Source organism: Pseudomonas sp. B12(2026) (assembly GCF_057767015.1).
The window spans coordinates 3,238,327-3,258,177 of record NZ_CM173430.1 but is presented as its reverse complement, the minus strand read 5'-3'; the positions used below and the strand labels follow the sequence as shown (position 1 = coordinate 3,258,177).

Below are 19,851 nucleotides of genomic sequence, written 5' to 3'. Positions count from 1 at the left end.
TGTCAGTCAGCGCACCGCATCGCCAACGAGGGCTTCAGGTGTGAACCTGCGGTCGGGCTGTGGCGGGATGACCTTGAACTGCACCGGCATCTCGTTGGGTGCCACGTTGTACACGTAGGCATCGGCCAGCAGGTTGTACACGCCGAACGACATGGTTCCGACCACCCCGGGCAGATCGGGGGCCAGCAGCATCAGCGAGTAGGAAACCTTCCACAGCTTGCCCTGGGCATCCCAGCTGTCGGCCAGCACCGCGTTCCAGCTGTCTTCGTCCAGGTACAGGCGGCGCCGGGGGGCTACATGGCGCTTGCCGGGAGCCAGGGTTGCCTCGACGACCCAGACGCGGTGCTTCTCCCAACGCACCAGATCGGGGTTGAGGAATTTCGCCCCGAGCAGATCATCCAGCTTCGCCGACATGGCCCGGTTGTTGTTGTACGGCACCAGCATTTCCTGCTTGCCGACCAGCTTCCACTGGTAGCGATCGAGCACGCCGGAGAAGACCAACGCATCATCGAAGTTCGCCACCCCCGAGGTCACGAAATCCGGCGTGTCGTAGCCGATGTTGGGGGAGCGGCGGACGCGACGTTGGCCAACCAGATACTGCCAGGAGCGAATGGGGTCCTGCGCGGTTTCGGATACGTGATAGCGGCCCAGCCCGCTTTCCCCGGCCTTGTACGACGGAGCGGTGGGGTTCTGCAGGACCAGCCAGTAGTCGCCCTGGAAGCTCCCCGGGGTCCCGTCCTTGAAGTAGTAGGGGTACTGGTTCCATTCATCACCGCGGGTGGCCAGCACCCGGGAGCCGTCGGCATTGACCACGAAGGTCTGGAACGGCGCATAGGTCGCCTCCCCTTGCCAGGCGAGCTTGTGGTTCCACATGGCCTCGGACCCTGACTTGGGGATTGGGAAGGGTATGCCGCCGTAGGCCCCTTGCAGGCTCACTCCGTCATTGGTGGTCGTGGCGCTGGTGGCGTTACGGAAAGTGTTGGCATAAACCCAGTCCGGCGCCGACGCACTGCGGTGGGTGGGGTACACGTCGAGCCGCAAGCCCGGATACTTCCCCAGCATGGCCTTGACGCCTTCGCTCAGGAGGCTTGAGTACTGATCAAGGTTCTGCGCGGTGACCGCATACAGTGGTTTTTCACCCGCGAAGAAGTCCGGGCGCGGCTGGCCGCTCTGATAGCCTGGTGGCACCTGGGTGAAGCCGCCGTCCCATGCCGGGATGCCGCCGTCCTGGTTCCCCGCGCGCTCGGCCCCCAGCGGCGTGAGGAGGGTCTTGAGGGTTTCGGCTTCCTGGGGGCTCACCGCCGCCGAAGCGCTTGGCGCAAACCCGCCCAGCAATGGCAGGGACAATGCGGCAGCGGTCAGAATCACTTTCCTGTTCATGGCCATCTCCTGTGGGTCAGAACGTGCGCCGCACGCTGAAGGCAACGAAGTCACGGTCCCTGAGCAGTTGCGAGGACTCCGGGCCGTAGTAGTGGGTGTAGTTGCTGGTGAATTTCCAGACCTGCTTGTAGGTAGCGTTGAGCCCCAGACTCAGGTCGCCCCCGCGGTCCGGGCCAAAGGCCGGGTCAACGGCAGAATTGCCATGGGTGAATCCGACGCCCATCGGCACGCTGAGGTCCCAGTTGGGGATGACCCGCAGGTACTGCGGCTCGAACACCGTGCGCATCCCCCACGCGTCGCGATCGCGCGTCGGGTCCAGCGCCGCGCTGTTGCGCGTCACGCTGGTCATGCGATTCCAGGCCAGCTCCGTGGAGAGCATCGCGCTTTGCGAGAGGAAGTTCGGCGGCAGGGAGTAGATCGCCGAGACCTGGGCATGGGCGGAATTGCCTGTGGCGTACGGCACATTCCCATGGCCCACCGGGGGCAGGGGCCCGGCCAGACTGACCAGCGGCGTGTCTCGGCGCACCGACGCCTCGCCGGCAACGTTGGCGCCGAGGAGCACGGTACTGAAGCTCGCGCCGTACATCTTGATACCTTCCCCGTAGAGCAGCCCGTACTCGCCGATCTTGCCGATCCCTGGGTCCAGCAGTTCCGGGGCGATCAGCGCGCCGTTGGCCGCCAAAGCGGGCCGCAGGTACACCTGGGGATTCTTGTCGTGATAACGCAGCGCGTAGAGACCGAACTCGAAATCGCCATCACCCGGGCGGATACGCACCGATACCCCACCTTGCCCGGAATCGCTCGCCTGTTTGTCGGAGCCGCGGTAGAAGGCCGCGCCGGGGCCGACCAGCAAGCGCTCGCCACCGATATCGAGGATGTCTGCCGCGCTGAAATAACTGCCGGCGCCGGGCAGCCGATTGCGGCGCCATTCCAACTGGTAGTAGGCGGCGAGGGTCAGCATGTCGTTGACCTGCAACTGGCCGGACAGCTGATTCACCGGCATGAACAGTTCCTTCGCCGGCGTGTTGGGCACGCTTGCAGCCTTGACCGCGTCGATAGGCGCCTGGCCTGCGGCAATGCCATTACTGGCGTAGAACAAGCTCTCGCCCCATAACAGCGTGTGTCGACCGACGCGTCCAAGGACATCCATATCCCTGAAGGTGCCCTTGCCATAGACGTAGGCATCGAGCAATTCAGCTTTCTGTCCGTGAAGGTCACGGGTCTCGCTGCTGAAATGATCGTGCGGGACCGAGGACGCGTTGTTGGTGGAGGACGCGTTGTTGGTGGAGGGCGAGTTGTTATCGTTGTCGTGCTGGTAGACGTCGTCATACCAGGCTGCTCCGCTGATGCGGAAGCCGACGTTGCGATAGGAGGCGTCCAACTCCGAGAGCAGGTCGAATCGATTCGATATCAGGCCTCGGCTGAAGTTACGGTCGCCATCGTCGCCGTTGATATTGTCCAGCAGTTGGGCATCCGCATGGCGTACTCGAAACGCATTGGAATACTTGACGGTATTGTCCCAGCGCAGCTTGAACTCTTCGTCGCCCGTGTTGAACTCGAAAGCATGGCCAAGGCCGGGCACGAGGCAGAGCATGGCGGCGAGGGGGGCGAGCGTGGCAGTACGTAGGATCGGTAGGGTCATGGTCAGGGCCGTTGCAGGGTCATGACGCGCAAGCGCGTCCCTACCACCTGCGGCAGGTCCGCAGGCGGAGTCAGGAAAACAGGAGCGAGCGTGGGCTGCCGGCGCGACTAGACGCCGTAGCCGCCGTCTACGGACAGCGTTTGCCCAGTGGTGTAAGCCGCCCGATTGGAGGCGAGGAAGGCCACGGCGTCGGCGACTTCGTCTGCCCGACCCCAGCGCTTGAGACACAGACCGTGCTGCACCGCTTTGCGCCATTGCCCATCGAAGGTGCCGTCCTGCTGCAGACGCAGGAAGATGCCGGTTTCGATGACCCCTATCGCGACGCTGTTGGCACGGACGCCGAAGCGTCCTTCTTCCTTGGCGATGCCCTTGAGCAACGAGTCGATGGCGGCCTTGGGGGCGACGGACAGGACATCACCCTCCGGCCAGCGATACTGACCGGCCGAGCTGATGTGCACATAGGAGCCGCCGCCGTTGGCCTTGAGATGCGGCAACGTCGCCTGAACGATGGCGAAGAAACCGTTGAGGTCTGCGTCGACCACCCGGCGCCAGTCAGCCACCTCCAGATCGCGGATCTTCGATTGCGAAATGTCGGACCCGGCGGCGATGACGACCGTGTGGATGCGCCACTCGGCAAGCAGGGCCTGGAGCGTGCACTGGACGTTGGGCAGGTCGCTCATGGACATCTGGCAAGCCCGCGCACGCCGCCCCTGAGCCTCGACACTCGCGACGACCTGCGCGGCACGGGCCTCATTGCGGTGATAGGTCAGGACGACATCGGAACCCAGTTCTGCGAAACGGTTACTGATGGCCTCACCTATTCCACCGCTACCGCCGATAACCAATACCGCTCCTTCAGGAAACTCCTTGCTCATCGTAGACACCGGACACTCCTTATTATTTTTATGTTTGATCGCCGTCCAAAAACTAGCCTTGCCCATATCGCTCTCGCATCATCCGTTCGGACTAAATGGGCCGACACCACTCGGCTGTGTAACGGCTGCTGGAATGGCCGGAGCAAAAAGGGACGGAGTTGCTTTCCCCGAAGCAGCACCGTCTACATCGGACAGCCGATTGCAGCCGCCGAGAAGATGCATTGCAGAGTGGAGCTTCGTAGAGGCGCTACGTTGCTGTCCTAAGACAATCCTGCCCGCAGCAATGGCTCCAGCAGCGCCCGCATGCTGCGCCAGTGCGAGCCCTCCCAGAACACCTGATCGCACTGGTCGCAAACGAGAAAGAACTGGTGTCGCTGGGCAACCTTCGGTGGGACTCGCGGCAGGGCCTGTTCCGCCGACAGTTCACGCAGTGGATGGTTGCAGCGCAGGCAGCGACTGAAGGGCCGGGCGCTGCGGGCCAGGTCCAGCCGCTCGAAGATTTCCACCAGTTGCTCCCGCGGCTTGCGCGCGTGCAGGTAGCAGCCGTGGCTGATGATCCGCCGCTTGAGCAGTTCGCGGTCGCGGGTGAGCACGATGCGCCCCTGATGCGCGCTGATCTCGGCGATCTCGCCGTCGTTGAAGGCATTCTCGTAGAGCGTGTCGAACCCGCTCATGCGCAGCAGGGCCGCGAGACCGCCCAGGTGGGCGTCGGCGACGAAGCGCAGTACCCGCAGGGGGCTGGCCCGTACGCGCAGCAGCGGGCTGATGTCCAGGCGTTCGAACATGGGGTAGACCGCCAGGCGGTCGCCATCGAGGATCGCGCGGTCGAAGTCCACCGACTCGCCATCGAGCAGGATCAGCTCCACCTCGGTGTGGGGTATGCCCAGGGCCTCGATCATGTGCTTGACCGTCGCCCCGTCCGGGCAGGCGCAATCGAACTCGCGCCGGCGTCGGCTGGCGGGCAGGAAGTCGTTGAGCTCCTCGTAGAAGCGGAAGGTGGCGTGGTTCATGCCGATCAGTATGGCAGCCGCGAGAGGGCGGAGCGTGAGTGCCGCCCGGAATGCGGAGCTAGAGTGGGTACTGGCTTGTGAGCACTACTCCCAACTGGTCGAAGTCGATGAAGCGCTGGCAGCTGTCCATCATCACCGCGAGGTTGTGCTGGAACTTCGCTTCGTCACCCGGGGCATCGAAGAAGGCCATCGGGTTGGTCATCGCCGCTGGCGGGAAGCATTCCTCGACAATTGCCGCCAGCGGCGTGGCGCCGGGAGTGAGCACCTGCACCACCAGGTTCTGCACGTAGAGGAAATTGTCCTGGGTGTCGATGGCTACCCGCGTGTGATGGTTCTGCCAGATATCCAGCCACGCTGCGTGGGTCAGGCGCGGCGGCAGCTGCAGGAAAGCCAGTTGGGAGAATCCGTGGGTGCGCTGGCCAGCGTTGACGGGGAAGCGGGTGTTGCGGATCGGCACCGATTCGCAGACCAGGTAGCCGGCTATCCGCGCGCAGGCAGCCTGCAGGGCTTCATCGTACGGGAGGCGGAACTCGGCCACGGCGCTGTCGAGCCAGAAGCTCAACACTGCCTGGGGTAGGGCGCCGGCCTGTTCCTGGCGCAGGCTGTCGGCCGGACGCACGTCGGCGTCATCCAGGTTGAGTTGCAGGTTGCGCGCCCCCAGCTGGGTCAGACGCTCGGCCAGCTCGGTGCGCAACTGCCGGAAGAAGTCCTCGGCGTCGGCGTGACTGTCACGCCAAAGTAGGTAGATGACTTTCTGCATGGCAAAGCTCCTCGTGTTCGACATGACCCGCTTGGGGGAAGAGGTGTCACCATGCATGGGGTGCTGGCCGACGCCATCGTCTGTGTGGACTAGCCGACCGGTGGGGCGCCTCCTACCGGCTGCCGGGTGTGCAGGCCGGGGAGGAAACACCGAGGGCTTCATCGCCAATTCGCAGGGACATCCCCGTTCTTCGTGTGGGCTTTGGGGCTGGACGGGCCGCGGAAGCCGACGGCCGGGTCGTAGGCTGAAAAGCCCAGGTGGGCGTTCGGCATGCCGACCGTGGGGCAGCGGATCAGCGGTCGTGCCGGGGCCCGCGGAGGCTGCTAATCCTGTTCTGTGGAGGTCGTCGGATGAGTGTTGGTCGACGTGGCTCGCGGTGTCGGGGCGCCGCGCGCATGCACGTTGGGAAGGGTGGCGGTCTTCTTCCGGTGCAGTGGCTTCCGCACCATCGACCGTCGCCCATGCATACGACAGGAGCTGAACCATGGCTACCTTCATTTCCCTGGTGAGTTTCACCGACCAGGGCATCCGCAACGTCAAGGACTCGCCGGACCGCTACGCTGCCTTCAGGGCAATGGCCGAGCAACTCGGCATCTCGGTAAAGGCCGCCTACTGGACGACGGGCAGCTACGACATGGTGCTGATCGTGGAAGGCGCGGAGGACGTGGCTACCACGCTGCTGCTACAGGTGGCGTCGCTCGGTAACATCCGGACGCAGACCCTGCGCGGCTTCTCGGAACAGGAGTTCCGCGGGCTGATTGCCGCAATGCGCTGAGGCAAAGCGCAAACGGGGCGACCCGAACTGGCGCCGCCCCGTGCACGCCCTGTCCGACCCGTCATGAACGGGTCGGACATTGACTCAGGCCTTCTGCTGGTTGCGGAAGTACGGAATCACTTTCTCGCCGATGTTCTTCAGCGTTTCCAGTTGCGCCCACTGCGGTACGGTGCCCATCTGGCAGATGAAGAGGATTTCATCGGCGCCGGCGTCGATCAGACGCTGCACGTAACCGATGCAGTCGTTCACGGTGCCGTAGGCATGGTTGGGGTTCATCATCGCCATGGTCGGGTCGGAGAAGTCCACGGTCACTTCCTCGGAGGCAAAGCGCGAATGGATCACGGCCTGGCCATTGCCGTCGATGTAGGTATCGTCCTGCCACTTGGCCGGGTCCGGGCGTTCTCCGCCGGCGTACCAGTAGGCCAGCGATTCCATGAAGTAGCGCTGGCCACGGATGCCGATGGCGCGGGCCTTCTCGTTGTCGTCCAGGACGATGGCCGGGCACAGCGCGGCGATGTGCCGGTTGGGGCGGAAGCCGACCTGGTTGGCTTCGTCACGGCTGTCCCAGGCCTCGTGGTACACGGCGACTTTCTTGGCGATCTCTTCGGGACCGCCGAAGCCTAGCACCAGCGCGCCCATGCCGCGGCCGCCGGCGTTCTTCAGCGATTCGGTGTTGGTGCAGGCCAGGTACATCGGTGGATGCGGGTCCTGGTAAGGCTTAGGGTGGATCGGCCGCTTGGGGATCTTTACGAAGTCGCCGTTATGCTCGATTTCGTCCTGCACGAACATCTTCGGTATCAGGTACATGGCCTCGTCGATCTGCGGCTGCAGGGCGGCCAGGTCGTAGCCGAAGGTGCCGGCTTCCTGTTGGGTGCCGCCCTTGCCGACGCCGAAGTGCACGCGGCCCCTGGACAGCAGGTCGAGGGTGGCGATGCGCTCGGCGACCTTCACCGGGTGGTTCATCGCCGGCGGCAGGCAGACCACGCCGTGGCCGATGCCGATGCGCTCGGTCTTGCCGGCGACGAAGGCCAGCATGGTTTCGGGAGCGGACATGTGCGAGTAGTTGGTCAGCGCGGTGTGCTCGACGCACCAGAAGGTGTCGAAGCCGAGTTTGTCGGCCAGCACGGCCTGTTCGACGGTGTCGTCGAAGACGCGACGGTCGCCGTCACGGGTGCTGTCCAGGGTCTGGGCTTCGTAAATCAGAGAGAATTTCATGGGATGCGTCCCTTGTTGGAGTCGGCGGCTGACGGGTTCAGCCTCGTGGGCCATGTTCGGTGTTCGCCAGCGCCTCGGAATCGCCCGAATGGACTACGCCTAAACGGGTCAGAGGAAGAAGTCCGCGGACTCCATGCCCATGCTCACGCCACCCAGGTTCCAGGCGTACTTGGCCGGACTGTTGGCGACGTGAGCGCGGCCGGTATGGATGTCGCGGAAGACCCGGTTGATCGGATGCTCGCGGAAGATGGTGGAGGCGCCGCTGTTGAACATGAGTGAGCCGGCCGCGCGGGCGCATTTGTCCGCCACCAGGGCCGAGTCGTAGCGCATCTTCACCCGCTCGGGCATGGTCAGCGGCTCGCCGTCGCGGGCGCGCTGCATCATCAGCTCGAAGTTGCGCAGCAGCACGGTGCGGCACTCGTCGGCCACCACCATGGCGTCCGCCAGCGCCTGCTGGGCGCCCGGGTCCTGGCCCATCTTGCGGCCGTCGTTGACGCCGATGCGGGCACGGTTGTGCTCGATGAACAGGTTCACTGCGCCCCGCAGCGCGCCGATCGCCGAGGAGGACACCGCGCGCACGAAGATCTGTCCGAACGGCAGGCGGAACAGCGGCGAGGTGTTCACCGCATTGCCGGGGCTGTTCTGCATGAAACCGTCGAGGGCTCGATGGGTACGGTAGTCGGGGACAAAGGCGTCTTCGACGAGAACATCGTGGGAGCCGGTGGCTTCCAGACCCATCACGTCCCAGTTGTCGACGATCTGGTAGTCGCTGCGCGGTACCAGGAAGGTGCGATAGTCCGGCGCGCCGCCCGGTTCGGCCGGCGGCACCATGGCACCGAGGAAGGCCCACTGGCAGTGCTTGCTGCCGCTGGAGAAGCCCCAACGCCCAGACAGGCGGAAGCCGCCTTCCACTGGAGTGACCTTGCCCACCGGCATATAGGAAGAGGAGATCAGCACGCTGGTGTCGTCGCCCCAGACGTCCTGTGCGGCGCGGTCGTCGAACAGGGCCAGCTGCCAGTTGTGGATGGCCACCACGCCCAGTACCCAGGCGGACGACATGCAACCCTCGGCGAGGGTCATCTGCACCTCAAAGAAGTCCTTGGGCTCCAGCTCGTAGCCACCCCAGCGCGCCGGCTGGAGGATGCGGAAGAAACCGGCGTCGTGGAAATCACGGATGGTTTCCTCCGGCAGCTGGCCCTGGCGCGCGGCATCGGCGGCGCGTTCGCGCAGCACCGGTACCAACTCGCGGGCGCGCTGATGGAGACGCTGGCGGATCAGTTCCTGGTCGAGCATCTTGTTGTTCTCCTGTGATCGCCCCGCAGGGCCTGTGCTCGGCCACCACGCAGCTACGCAGGGGGCCTTCGCAGGCATTTGAACAACGCAAAACCGGCCAGGCATCCCACAAACGGACCATATACGTCCCACCGTTTCGCGCCGGGGTGACTAGTCCCCTCGGACGATGTTACGCCCTTGGCCCGGACACAGAATTCGTCGCACGACAACAGGCCCCAGCGAGGCATCGTGCGATGAGCCAAGACAACCTGAAAGCCGACATGATCCAAGCGATGCGCCGGCTGGCGAAGTCGGTGACCATCATCACCACCAGCGATGGCAGCGAACGTTTCGCCATGTCCGCCACCGCCGTCGATTCGCTGTCCACCGAGCCGCCGTCGCTGCTCATCTGCGTGAACAAGACCGCCTCGCTGCACCGCGTGCTGGATGCCGGCGCGGACTTCTGCGTGAACATCCTCGGTCAGGAGCAGGAGCACCTGTCGCACTTGTGCAGCGGCCCGGTGAAGGGCGAAGGCCGCTTCGCCAGCGGTGACTGGCGCTGTTCCGAGTGCGGCGTACCATACCTGGCCGACGCCCAGTCCAGCGTAATCTGCGACCAGGATGGAAAATTCAGCTACGGCACCCACACGATCTTCATCGGACGCATCCGCGAGATTCGCAACAACCCGCGCATCACCCCCTTGATCTATGTAAACGGCACCTACACCACTGTCGCCGCCGTGCAGCCGGTGAACGTGGCGGCAGCGGGTTGAAGACCATGGGGGCAGCCAGCCGGGCGATCCCGGGGTGCCGATCCCGGGGCTCTACAGTGCCGGCCGAAACGCCGTGGGCGTTGCCTCCAGCCTTTACGTATCCGGCCTGTCGATTGCCGACCGCGTGTATTCCGGCCGTCGCGCCGCTGCCCATACGGCAGCCGGCGTGCAGGTTGCCACCCCCGAAACCGTCTGAAGGAAAACAAGCATGAATCGAGTACAAGGCAAAGTCTGTATCGTTACCGGCGCTGCCAGCGGTATCGGTCGCGAGGATGCTCTACTGCTGGCCGCCGAAGGCGCCCGCGTGGTGATCACCGATCTCAATGAAGAGGCCGGCTGTGCCGTGGCTGCCGAGATTGGCGGTGACGCGCTGTTCATCCGTCATGACATCGCCAGCGAAAGCGACTGGAAGAACGTGATATCGACCACCGTGGAGCGCTTCGGTCGCCTCGATGTGCTGGTCAACAACGCCGCCATATTGGCCATGGCCAGCATCGAGGACACCAGCCTGGAGCTGTGGCGCAAGGTCCAGACCATCAACGGCGACGGCTACTTCCTCGGCTGCAAGTACGCCATTGAAGCGATGAAGGAAACCGGCGGCGGCTCCATCGTCAACATGTCCTCGTTGGCAGCTCTGGGCGGCATGCCCGCATTCTGCGCCTACTCCGCCTCGAAGGGTGCGGTGGCAGCCATGACCCGCTCCATCGCTGTGCACTGCAAGCAGCAGGGCTATCGGATCCGCTGCAACAGCGTGCATCCGGACGGCGTCAACACCCCCATGACCCAGGCCCTTGCCGGCGGCAAGCCGATTCCCCAGGACGTGCTCGATGCCGATCCGAAGAACCGCATGTGCGCACCGCGGGATATTGCCAACGTGGTGCTGTTCCTCGCTTCGGACGAGTCGCGCTTCGTCAACGGCGCCGAGCTCCGCGTGGACAACGCCCAACTGATCAGCGGCGCAGCCTGACGGGGCGTGGCAATGGGCAGTGCGCAGACTCCGGCGCCGCAAGCGCAGCCATCCGCCGCCGGCACCTTCCGCCTGGAAGTGACCGAGGTCATCGAGGAAACCGCCGACGCGTGCTCGCTGGTGCTGCGTGTACCAGCGGAATTGGCTGGGCGCTTCACGTACCGTGCCGGGCAGTTCCTCAGCTTTCGTGTGGTGCTCGATGGCAAGACCCTGACACGCTGCTACTCCATGTCCAGCACGCCAGGGCTGGACGAGACATTGCGGGTCACGGTCAAGCGTGTGGCCGGTGGCCGGGTGTCGAACTGGATGAACGAGCGTGTTCGTCCAGGCGATGAGCTGGAAGTGCTGCCGCCCGCCGGCCATTTCCATCTCGGTGAACAGACCCGCGACCTGCTGCTTTTTGGCGGCGGGTCGGGGATCACCCCGGTGTTCTCCATCCTGCGCGAGGCGCTGGCCCATCGCGATTGCCGCATCCGCCTGGTGTACGCCAACCGCGACGCGGATTCGGTGATCTTCCGTGATGCGCTGCGTCGCCTGGTCTCCGAGCATGGCGAGCGTCTGCAGGTGATCCACATGCTGGACAGCCTCCAGGGCTTCCTCGCCGCCAGCGATGTGCGCCATCTGCTGCGGGGCTGGGAGGGGGCCGAATGCTTCATCTGCGGCCCCGGTCCGTTCATGGACACGGTGGAAAGCACGCTGTTGCGCGAAGGTGTCGATTCCGCGCGTATCCACGTCGAGCGCTTCGTTTCGCCGCCCGATCCGGACGAGCTGGAAAAGGCCAGCGAAGAGGTCCGCAGCGCGGCCGCCGAATCCGGTGCGGAAAGCCTGGTGGTGACGCTCGATGGCGTCGAGCACCAGGTGCCCTGCATCCCCGGTGAAACCCTGCTGGAAAGCTGTCGCCGTGCCGGGCTGGCACCGCCGGCCTCCTGTGAGGAGGGCTTCTGCGGTGCTTGCATGTGCAAGGTGGAGCAGGGCGAGGTGCTGCTGCCGCGCAACGACGTGCTCAGCGCAGCCGAAGTTGCCGAAGGCTGGACCCTGGCCTGCCAGGCCCGCGCCGGTAGTCGCGAAGTACGGGTGCGCTTCCCGGATTGAATCGTTTTATTGAGTGGCCCTCGAGAGTGGGGCTTGTCTCGCCCCATATTTCACCCGGCTTAGGCCGGGTTCTTTTTTGGCGGGGACATGGGCGCTCGCTGGGTGGTTAGTCCCAATGGACGATCTCCCACCGCCGGGGCGCCGCTAGACTCCGGCGCACAGCAAAATAACAAGACCGAGGTGGGCAATGGGTCGACTGCAAGGCAAGGTCGCGGTGATCACTGGCGCGGCATCGGGTATTGGCCTCGCATGCGCGCGCTGCTTCGCCGCGGAAGGCGCGCAGGTGGTCGGGCTGGACGTAGGCACGGCGCCTGCCGAGATCCCCGGCCTGTTCATGGCCCTGGACGTGCGCTGCGAGAGCAACGTCGAGCAGGTGATGGGTGAAGTCGTTTCGCGCTACGGCCGCCTCGATGTGCTGGTCAACGCAGCCGGCGTCGCCAGTCGTGGCAGCGTCACCGGTTCCTCCACCAGCGAATGGCAGCGCGTGCTGGACATCAACCTCACCGGCAGCATGTTCACCAGCAAGCACGCCGTGGCGCAGATGGTTGCCCAGCGCGGTGGCTCGATCATCAACATCGGCTCGATCTTCGGCCTGCAGGGGTGCGACGGCAACGTCGCCTACAACGTCGCGAAGGGCGGCATCAACCAACTGACCCGTTCCATGGCCATCGACTACGGCCACGCCAACGTGCGCGTCAATGGCCTCTGCCCGGGCCTGATCGAAACCCCCATGACCCGGATGGTGCGCGAGCAGGAGGCCTTCCACGCTTTCTTCGCCTCGCAGCACATGCTCGGCCGCGCCGGGCAGCCGGAGGAGGTGGCCAGGGCCGCGCTGTTCCTCGCCTCCGACGACGCCTCCTTCGTCAGTGGGCAGATGATCGCCGTCGACGGCGGCTTCTCCGCCGGCCGCCGTTTCGCGCCTCCGCAGGCCTGAGCCTTGAGGCTACGGGCCGCGCTACGCCGGCCCTTCTTCGGTTTTCGTTCATGAGTTTCCTGCCATGACCAGCCCACAATCCGCCCTGACCATCCCTCAACTGATGAGCGCCGCGGCGATCACCTACGGCGAGCAGCCGGCCATCGAGGACGGTGATGTCCGCCTGAATTACCGCGAGCTCGACCAGTGGCGCCAGCGTGCGGCCCGCGCACTGTTGGCACTGGGCATCGACCACGGCGAGCGGGTCGCGGTGTGGGCGCCGAATCACTGGGAATGGATAGTCGCCGCCACTGCGTTGCACAGCGTGGGTGCCGTGCTGGTGCCGCTGAATACCCGCATGAAGGGCGCCGAAGCCGGCCTGGTGCTGCGCGAGAGCGGTGCCAGTCTGCTGTTCGTCATTGGTGACTTCCTCGGCACCGATTACCCGGCGCTGCTGTCCAGCGAGGACCTGCCGGCGTTGCGCCAGCGGGTGATCCTGCGCGGCGAGCATCCAGGTGCGCTGGGCTGGGACGAGTTCCTGGCACTGGCCGAGACGGTCGATGACGCGCGCCTGGCCGAGCGCCAGTCCCGGGTCGCCGCCGATGACCTGTGCGACCTGCTGTTCACCTCCGGCACCACCGGCAAGCCCAAGGGCGTGATGACCGCCCACGGCCAGAACCTGCGGCTGATACGTGACTGGAGCGAAATGGTCGGCCTGCGCCAGGGCGACCGCTACCTGATCGTCAATCCGTTCTTCCACAGCTTCGGCTACAAGGCCGGCTGGCTGGCGGCGCTGATGTGCGGCTGCTGCATCCTGCCGCAGGCGGTGTTCGACGTGAACGTCCTGCTCGAACGGGTGGCCGCCGAGCGCGTCACCGTGTTGCCCGGCCCGCCGACGCTATATCAGTCGCTTCTCGCCCATCCGCGCCGCAGCGACCATGACCTCAGTTCTTTGCGTGTCGCCGTCACCGGCGCTGCCTCAGTGCCGGTGGAAATGGTCCGGCGCATGCGCAGCGAGCTTGGCTTCGAGACCATCGTCACCGCCTACGGCCTGACCGAGACCTGCGGCTTCGTCACCATCTGCCGTCCCGGCGACGATGCCGAGACTGTCGCCACCACCAGCGGCCGTGCTTTCCCTGAAGTGGAAGTGCGCTGTGTGGACGCCGAGGGCAGGAGCGTGCCGGCCGGTGAGCCGGGTGAAGTGGTGGTGCGCGGCTACAACCTGATGCAGGGCTACTTCGGCAACCCCAAAGCGACCGCCGAGACCATCGACAGCGAGGGCTGGCTGCACACCGGCGACGTCGGCGTGCTGGATGAGCGCGGCTACCTGCGCATTACCGACCGTCTCAAGGACATGTTCATCAACGGCGGTTTCAACGTGTATCCGGCGGAGATCGAGCAGACCATCCTCTGCTACCCGGGCGTGGCCCAGGCGGCGGTGATCGGCATCCCCGACGAGCGCCTGGGGGAGGTGGCCATGGCCTTCCTGCTGCCGGCCGCCGGGCAGTCCATCGACCTCGACGCCTTCCTCGCCTGGTGCCGCGAACGCATGGCCAACTACAAGGCCCCGCGCCGCGCCATGCTGCTCGACGCCCTGCCGCTGAACGCCGCCGGCAAAGTCACCAAGGCCGCCCTGCGGGAGCTGGCGGCGAGCTGATACAACCGAATCCTTTGGTTGGTCATACCCCGCGGGGAAACTTCCCCGCGGGGCTTTTTTTTCCCGAAGGAAGCATCCTGTATCAGCCTGCAGCGCCCGCGACATGCGCCCTTCGGCGCTAGTCCCATTGGACGATGTTGTTAGCCGCTCGCGCTGTTTGAATCCTCATCACCGGCCACTCCGCCAGCGGAGCGGCGATGACGATGAGGAGAACACCCATGGATATCCGCGGACTGGGCTACGTGACCGTCCTGGCCAGTGACCTGGAGCGCTGGCGCAGCTTCGCCAGCGACGTGCTGGGCATGATGGTGGACGCCGCTGCTCCCGAGGGCGCGCTGTACCTGAAGATGGATGAGCGTCAGTTCCGCGTGCTGGTGTTGCGTGACGAGCGCGACGGCTACGGCGCCAGCGGCTGGGAAGTGGCCGGCAAGGCCGCCTTCGAGCAGGCCATCGCCGAGCTCAAGCAGGCCGATGTCGAGGTAACCCGTGGCAGCTCCTCCGACTGCGCGCTGCGCAAGGTCCAGGAGCTGGCGCTGTTCCGCGATCCCGACGGCAACCGTCACGAGCTGTTCTGGGGCCCGTGCCAGGACTTCCGCCCGTTCGTCTCCCCGGCGGGTGTCAGCGGTTTCGTCACCGGCTCCATGGGCATGGGCCACGTGGTGCTGCCGGCGCCGGCCTTCGAGCGCTGCCGGGATTTCTACGAGCAGGTGATGGGCTTCGGTCTCTCCGACCTGATGAGGGTGCGTTTCACTCCCGATCCGCAGGAGCCGGAGAAGCGCATCCACTTCATGCACTGCAACAACGCCCGCCACCATTCCCTGGCGATCTTCGAGTGCCCGATCCCCAGCGGCTGCGTGCACATGATGCTGGAGACCGCCTCGTTCGATGACGTCGGCCGTGCGCTGGACCGCATGCACGCCAGCGGCGTGAAGCTCTCGGCGACCCTCGGCAAGCACACCAACGACCAGATGGTGTCGTTCTACATGCAGAGCCCCGGCGGGTTCGACATCGAGTACGGCCACGGAGGCCTGGAAGTGGACTGGCGGCAGCACACGCCCTTCGAAAGCACCGCGGTCAGCCATTGGGGCCACGACTTCAGCGTTGGCCGTCAGTAAGGAGCGCAGCATGGACAAACGCATGACGGCGGCCGAAATGGTCGCCCAGCTGCGCGATGGCATGACCATCGGTATCGGTGGCTGGGGCCCGCGCCGCAAGCCCATGGCGCTGATCCGCGAGATCGTTCGTTCCGATCTGAAAGACCTCACCATCGTCGCCTACGGCGGCGCGGACGTCGGCATGCTCTGCGCCGCTAGCAAGGTCAGGAAGCTGGTATTCGCCTTCGTCTCGCTGGACTTCATCCCGCTCGAACCCTACTTCCGCAAGGCGCGCCAGGCGGGTGAGCTGGACGTGATGGAGATCGACGAGGGGATGCTGCTGCTGGGCCTGCGCGCGGCCGCCATGAAGGTGCCGTTCATTCCGACGGCCGTGGGCCTGGGCACCGATGTGCTCAAGCACAACCCGCAGATCAAGCTGGTCGCCTCGCCCTACGCCGACGGCCGCGACTGGGTCGCCATGCCGGCGCTGAAGCTGGACGTGGCGCTGGTCCACGTCGACCGTGCCGACGCCCGTGGCGTGTGCCAGATCGACGGGCCGGACCACTACATGGACGACCTGTTCGTCCGCGCCGCAGCGAAGATCTTTGTCAGCTGCGACGAACTGGTGGAGTCCGCGCACTTCCACGCCAACCCGCAGGCGGCACGCACGGTGTTCTGGGAGCGCAATCTCACCGACGGCGTGGTGCACGTTCCCGGCGGCGCCCATCCCAGCTCCTGTGCGCCGCTGTATGGCTTCGACGTGGCGCACTTCCAGCGCTACAACGCCTCGGCCCAGGAAGAGGGCGGCTGGCAACGCTATTACGACGAATTCATCCGCGACGGCGAAGCCGCCTACCTGGACAAGGTGGGTGGCTTCGAGTCTCTCCGCAAGCTGCCACTGCCGGTGTTCTGACCATGACTGACGCAACCGCTTCCTGCAGCCTCGCCGAGCTGCTGATCTGCGCCGCCAGCGAGTGCTGGCGCGGCGACGGCGAAGTGCTCGCCACCGGCATCGGCGTGGTCCCGCGCCTGGCTGCTTCCCTGGCCATGTTGACCAGCAACCCTGACCTGCTGATGACCGATTCCGAGGCCTTCATGGTCGCCGAGCCGGTGCCGCTGGGCGCGCGCAACGGCTATGTGCCGAAGTTCGACAGCTGGATGGGCTTCTCGCGCATCTTCGACAACGTCTGGGGCGGGCGCCGCCACGCGCTGGTCGGCCCGACCCAGATCGACCGCTTCGGCCAGGCCAACATCTCCTGCATCGGCGACTACGCCAAGCCCAAGGCGCAGATGCTCGGCGTGCGCGGCTTCCCGGGTAACTCCATCAGCCACGCCAACTCCTTCTTCGTGCCGGCGCACAGCCGCCGGGTGTTCGTCGAAGGCGAGGTCGACATGGTCGCCTCGGTCGGCTACAACCTCGCGCGCCTGGCCCGTGGCTGGTCTCTGGACGATATCGATATCCGCCTGATCGTCACCAATCTCTGCGTGCTCGACTTCGGCGGCCCGCAGCGGCAGATGCGCGTGCGTTCGCTGCATCCGGGCGTGGAACTGGCGCAGGTGCTGGACAACACCAGCTTTGACCTGGCCCTGCCGGCGCACATTCCGACCACCGCCATGCCCACGGCGGAGCAGCTGGAAATCCTCCAGCGCCTTGACCCGCACAACCTGCGCGCCCGCCAGCTCAAGGACAATCCGCCAGCGCTGCGCTGCACCGAGGGAGTGCGGCCATGAGCCGGTGCGACGAGGTCGTGCTCTACGAGGTGCAGGGCCCGGTGGCCCTGGTCACCATGAACCGCCCCGAGTACCACAACGCACAGAACTCGAAGATGACCTACGCGCTGGACGCGGCCTTCCGCCGCGCCTGCGACGACGATGCGGTCAAGGTCATCGTGCTGCGCGGCGAGGGCAAGCACTTTTCCGCCGGCCACGACATCGGCACCCCGGGCCGCGACGTCAACGAAAGCTTCGACCGCGCGAGCCTGTGGTACGACCACGTGAACAAGCCGGGTGGCGAGTTTCTCTATGCCCGCGAGCAGGAGGTCTACCTGGGTATGTGCCGGCGCTGGCGCGAGATGCCCAAGCCGACCGTGGCCATGGTGCAGGGCGCCTGCATCGCCGGCGGGCTGATGCTGGCCTGGGTCTGCGACCTGATCGTCGCCAGCGACGATGCCTACTTCCGCGACCCGGTGGTGCGCATGGGCATTCCCGGCGTCGAATACTTCGCCCACGTGCATGAACTCAGCCCGCGCATCGCCAAGGAACTCCTCTTCCTCGGCGAGCGCATGCCGGCCGACCGCGCCTGGCAGCTGGGCATGGTCAACAAGGTGGTGCCGCGCGACGTGCTGCTGGACGTGACCCTGGACATGGCCCGGCGCATCGCCGAGATGCCGCGCCTGGGCCTGCAGCTGGCCAAGCAGGCGGTGAACAACGCCGAGGACCTGATGGGCAAGCGCGCCACCATGGACATGGTGTTCGGCCTGCACCACTTCGCCCACGCCCACAACGAACTGGTCAGCGGCGACCGTCTGGGCGGCTATGACGCCCGCGCCATGGCCAGCTCGCAGCGCGAGCCGGCGGAGGGCGACCGATGAGCCCGGACCTGAGCACCCGCATCACCCAGCTGCTTGGTTGCCGCTACCCGATCATCCAGACCGCCATGGGCTGGGTGGCCGACCCGCGCCTGGTGGCGGCGACCTGCAATGCGGGCGGCTTCGGCTTCCTCGCCGGCGCCACGATCGAGCCGCAGCAGATGGAAGCGGCGATCCTCGAAACCAGGTCGCTGACCTCGGCACCGTTCGGCGTCAACTTCCACATGTACCAGCCCAACGCCGCCGAGATCGTCGAGCTGGTGCTGCGCCACGGGGTGAAGGCGGTCAGCTACAGCCGCTCGCCGGGCAAGCAGATGGTCGCCCGGCTGAAAGAGGCCGGGGTGATCTGCATGCCTACCGTCGGAGCGCTCAAGCATGCGCAGAAGGCCGTGGAGCTTGGCGCGGACATCGTCACCGTGCAGGGCGGGGAGGGTGGCGGGCACACCGGCTCGGTGCCCACTTCGCTGCTGCTGGCCCAGGTGCGTGAAGCGGTGCAGGTGCCGGTCGTGGCGGCCGGTGGCTTCCACGATGGCGACGGGCTCGTGGCCGCGCTGGCACTGGGCGCCGAGGGTGTGGCCATGGGCACGCGCTTCCTGATGAGCCAGGAAAGCCCGGTGCCGGACGCCACCCTGGCGCGCTACCTGGGCGTGAAGGACCCGGCGAAGGTTATCGTCAGCCGCGCTCTCGACGGCCTGCCGCATCGGATGATCCGCAACGAATTGCTCGACGCCCTGGAAGCCGCCGGCCCCTGGCGCCGCCTGGGCCTCGCCGTGCAGTGCGCGCTGGCCTACCGTCGCCACTCTGGCATCAGCCTGGCGCAAATGCTCCAGGCCCTGCGCAACCGTGGCGAACTGAGCCTTTCCCAGGCGCTGCTGGCCGCCAACGCACCCATGGTGATCCAGAAGGCCATGGTCGACGGCCACCCCGAAGACGGCGTGCTGCCGGCCGGCCAGGTCGCCGCACTGTTGGGCAGCCGCCCGACGTGCGCCGAGATCATCCAGAACATCGTCACCCAGGCGCAGGCGCGGCTCACCGAGCTGGCCCGCCGGGTGGAGCCGCACCCCAACCAGGAGAGCCTCCATGCAGCCGTTTCGCGTTGAGATCCACGAGCACATCGCCGAGCTGGTGTTCGACCGCCCGCCGGTGAACGCCTTCGATTGCGCCGGCTGGGCGGCCATCGCCGCAGAACTTGAGCGCCTGGGCCGCGACGACGCGGTGCGGGTCATCGTCATCCGCGCCGAAGGGCGGGGCTTCTGCGCCGGTGTCGACATCAAGGAGCTGGCTGCCGACGGCAACCTGATCGTCGCGGTGAACAAGGGCAACTACGACAGTTTCAAGGCCGTGCACCGCAATCCCAAGCCGGTGATCGCCGCCGTGCATGGATTTGTCCTGGGGGGCGGTATCGGTCTGTGTGGCGCGGCGGACATTGTCGTCGCCAGCGAATGCGCGACCTTCGGCGTGCCCGAGGTGGACCGTGGCGCCATGGGCGGCGGCGCGCACTTGCAGCGCCTGTTCCCGGCGCAGAAGGTGCGCCACATGTACTTCACCGGCGAGCCAATCGACGCCTACGAAGCCTACCGCCTGGGCGCGGTGGAGCGCGTGGTTCCGCGCGACAAGCTGCGAGACGCGGCCCTGGACGTGGCGCGCAAGGTCGCCGCCAAGAGCCCGGCCATGATCACCCTGGCCAAGGAAGCGCTGACCGGCATCGAGGACGGCAACCTCGAAGACAAATACCGCTGGGAGCAGGGCTTCACCCTGGAAGCCTACCGCTCGCTGGACTCCCAGGAAGCGCGCGACTCCTTCGTGCAGAAGCGCGAAGCGCAATTCAACTGATCACA

At 65.9% G+C, this 19,851-nt stretch carries 19 protein-coding genes; 12 read left to right on the top strand and 7 right to left on the bottom strand.

The genetic code is table 11. From position 1 onward, the window contains the following. Positions 1 to 6: 6 nt before the first annotated feature. The 5 genes from AC3B6A_RS15245 to AC3B6A_RS15225 all read right to left on the bottom strand — a co-directional run bounded on the left by AC3B6A_RS15245 (position 7) and on the right by AC3B6A_RS15225 (position 5,667). Entirely contained in the window at positions 7 to 1,380 is a 1,374-nt protein-coding gene (locus tag AC3B6A_RS15245; protein WP_488398048.1) for a DUF1329 domain-containing protein, read from the bottom strand. Between the two features lie 16 nt (positions 1,381 to 1,396). Next, complete coding sequence (locus AC3B6A_RS15240) at positions 1,397 to 3,022, bottom strand: DUF1302 domain-containing protein (protein WP_488398047.1); 1,626 nt, start codon at positions 3,020 to 3,022, stop codon at positions 1,397 to 1,399. A 107-nt stretch (positions 3,023 to 3,129) separates the two neighbouring features. Continuing rightward, entirely contained in the window at positions 3,130 to 3,897 is a 768-nt protein-coding gene (locus AC3B6A_RS15235; RefSeq protein WP_488398046.1) for an SDR family NAD(P)-dependent oxidoreductase, read from the bottom strand. Positions 3,898 to 4,157: 260 nt separating this feature from the next. Further along, complete coding sequence (locus tag AC3B6A_RS15230; protein ID WP_488398045.1) at positions 4,158 to 4,907, bottom strand: Mut7-C RNAse domain-containing protein; 750 nt, start codon at positions 4,905 to 4,907, stop codon at positions 4,158 to 4,160. Between the two features lie 58 nt (positions 4,908 to 4,965). Next, complete coding sequence (locus tag AC3B6A_RS15225) at positions 4,966 to 5,667, bottom strand: EthD domain-containing protein (protein ID WP_488398044.1); 702 nt, start codon at positions 5,665 to 5,667, stop codon at positions 4,966 to 4,968. Positions 5,668 to 6,151: 484 nt separating this feature from the next. On the opposite strand from AC3B6A_RS15225, the gene AC3B6A_RS15220 reads away from it, so the two are divergent. Next, complete coding sequence (locus AC3B6A_RS15220) at positions 6,152 to 6,442, top strand: GYD domain-containing protein (protein WP_488398043.1); 291 nt, start codon at positions 6,152 to 6,154, stop codon at positions 6,440 to 6,442. A gap of 84 nt (positions 6,443 to 6,526) precedes the next feature. Here the strand turns inward: AC3B6A_RS15220 and AC3B6A_RS15215 are convergent, their stop codons facing one another. Both AC3B6A_RS15215 and AC3B6A_RS15210 read right to left on the bottom strand, forming a co-directional pair. Beyond that, entirely contained in the window at positions 6,527 to 7,657 is a 1,131-nt protein-coding gene (locus AC3B6A_RS15215) for an LLM class flavin-dependent oxidoreductase (RefSeq protein ID WP_488398042.1), read from the bottom strand. 108 nt (positions 7,658 to 7,765) lie between these two features. Beyond that, entirely contained in the window at positions 7,766 to 8,950 is a 1,185-nt protein-coding gene (locus AC3B6A_RS15210) for a flavin-dependent monooxygenase (protein WP_488398041.1), read from the bottom strand. Between the two features lie 233 nt (positions 8,951 to 9,183). On the opposite strand from AC3B6A_RS15210, the gene AC3B6A_RS15205 reads away from it, so the two are divergent. From AC3B6A_RS15205 to AC3B6A_RS15155, 11 genes are all read left to right on the top strand, one after another. Then, entirely contained in the window at positions 9,184 to 9,702 is a 519-nt protein-coding gene (locus AC3B6A_RS15205; RefSeq protein ID WP_488398040.1) for a flavin reductase family protein, read from the top strand. 208 nt (positions 9,703 to 9,910) lie between these two features. Beyond that, on the top strand, positions 9,911 to 10,669 hold the full coding sequence (locus AC3B6A_RS15200; RefSeq protein ID WP_488398039.1) for a glucose 1-dehydrogenase: 759 nt from the start codon (positions 9,911 to 9,913) through the stop codon (positions 10,667 to 10,669). 12 nt (positions 10,670 to 10,681) lie between these two features. Continuing rightward, on the top strand, positions 10,682 to 11,761 hold the full coding sequence (locus AC3B6A_RS15195; RefSeq protein ID WP_488398038.1) for a 2Fe-2S iron-sulfur cluster-binding protein: 1,080 nt from the start codon (positions 10,682 to 10,684) through the stop codon (positions 11,759 to 11,761). Positions 11,762 to 11,948: 187 nt separating this feature from the next. Continuing rightward, a complete protein-coding gene (locus AC3B6A_RS15190) occupies positions 11,949 to 12,695 on the top strand; it encodes an SDR family NAD(P)-dependent oxidoreductase (protein ID WP_488398037.1) in 747 nt (248 codons plus the stop codon). Positions 12,696 to 12,759: 64 nt separating this feature from the next. Then, on the top strand, positions 12,760 to 14,331 hold the full coding sequence (locus AC3B6A_RS15185) for a FadD3 family acyl-CoA ligase (RefSeq protein WP_488398036.1): 1,572 nt from the start codon (positions 12,760 to 12,762) through the stop codon (positions 14,329 to 14,331). 218 nt (positions 14,332 to 14,549) lie between these two features. After that, positions 14,550 to 15,446, top strand: coding sequence for a VOC family protein (locus AC3B6A_RS15180; protein ID WP_488398035.1), 897 nt, complete (start codon positions 14,550 to 14,552; stop codon positions 15,444 to 15,446). Between the two features lie 10 nt (positions 15,447 to 15,456). Beyond that, entirely contained in the window at positions 15,457 to 16,338 is an 882-nt protein-coding gene (locus AC3B6A_RS15175) for a CoA transferase subunit A (protein WP_488398034.1), read from the top strand. A gap of 2 nt (positions 16,339 to 16,340) precedes the next feature. Further along, positions 16,341 to 17,156, top strand: a complete 816-nt coding sequence (locus AC3B6A_RS15170) for a CoA-transferase subunit beta (protein ID WP_488398033.1) — start codon at positions 16,341 to 16,343, stop codon at positions 17,154 to 17,156. Next, a complete protein-coding gene (locus AC3B6A_RS15165; RefSeq protein WP_488398032.1) occupies positions 17,153 to 18,016 on the top strand; it encodes an enoyl-CoA hydratase in 864 nt (287 codons plus the stop codon). Before AC3B6A_RS15170 ends, AC3B6A_RS15165 begins: the two co-directional genes overlap by 4 nt. Next, a complete protein-coding gene (locus tag AC3B6A_RS15160; protein WP_488398031.1) occupies positions 18,013 to 19,113 on the top strand; it encodes an NAD(P)H-dependent flavin oxidoreductase in 1,101 nt (366 codons plus the stop codon). The genes AC3B6A_RS15165 and AC3B6A_RS15160 overlap by 4 nt, the downstream gene beginning before the upstream one ends. Continuing rightward, positions 19,094 to 19,846 (top strand): enoyl-CoA hydratase family protein, encoded by a 753-nt coding sequence (locus tag AC3B6A_RS15155; RefSeq protein WP_488398030.1) that lies wholly within the window; start codon positions 19,094 to 19,096, stop codon positions 19,844 to 19,846. The genes AC3B6A_RS15160 and AC3B6A_RS15155 overlap by 20 nt, the downstream gene beginning before the upstream one ends. Positions 19,847 to 19,851 lie beyond the last annotated feature (5 nt).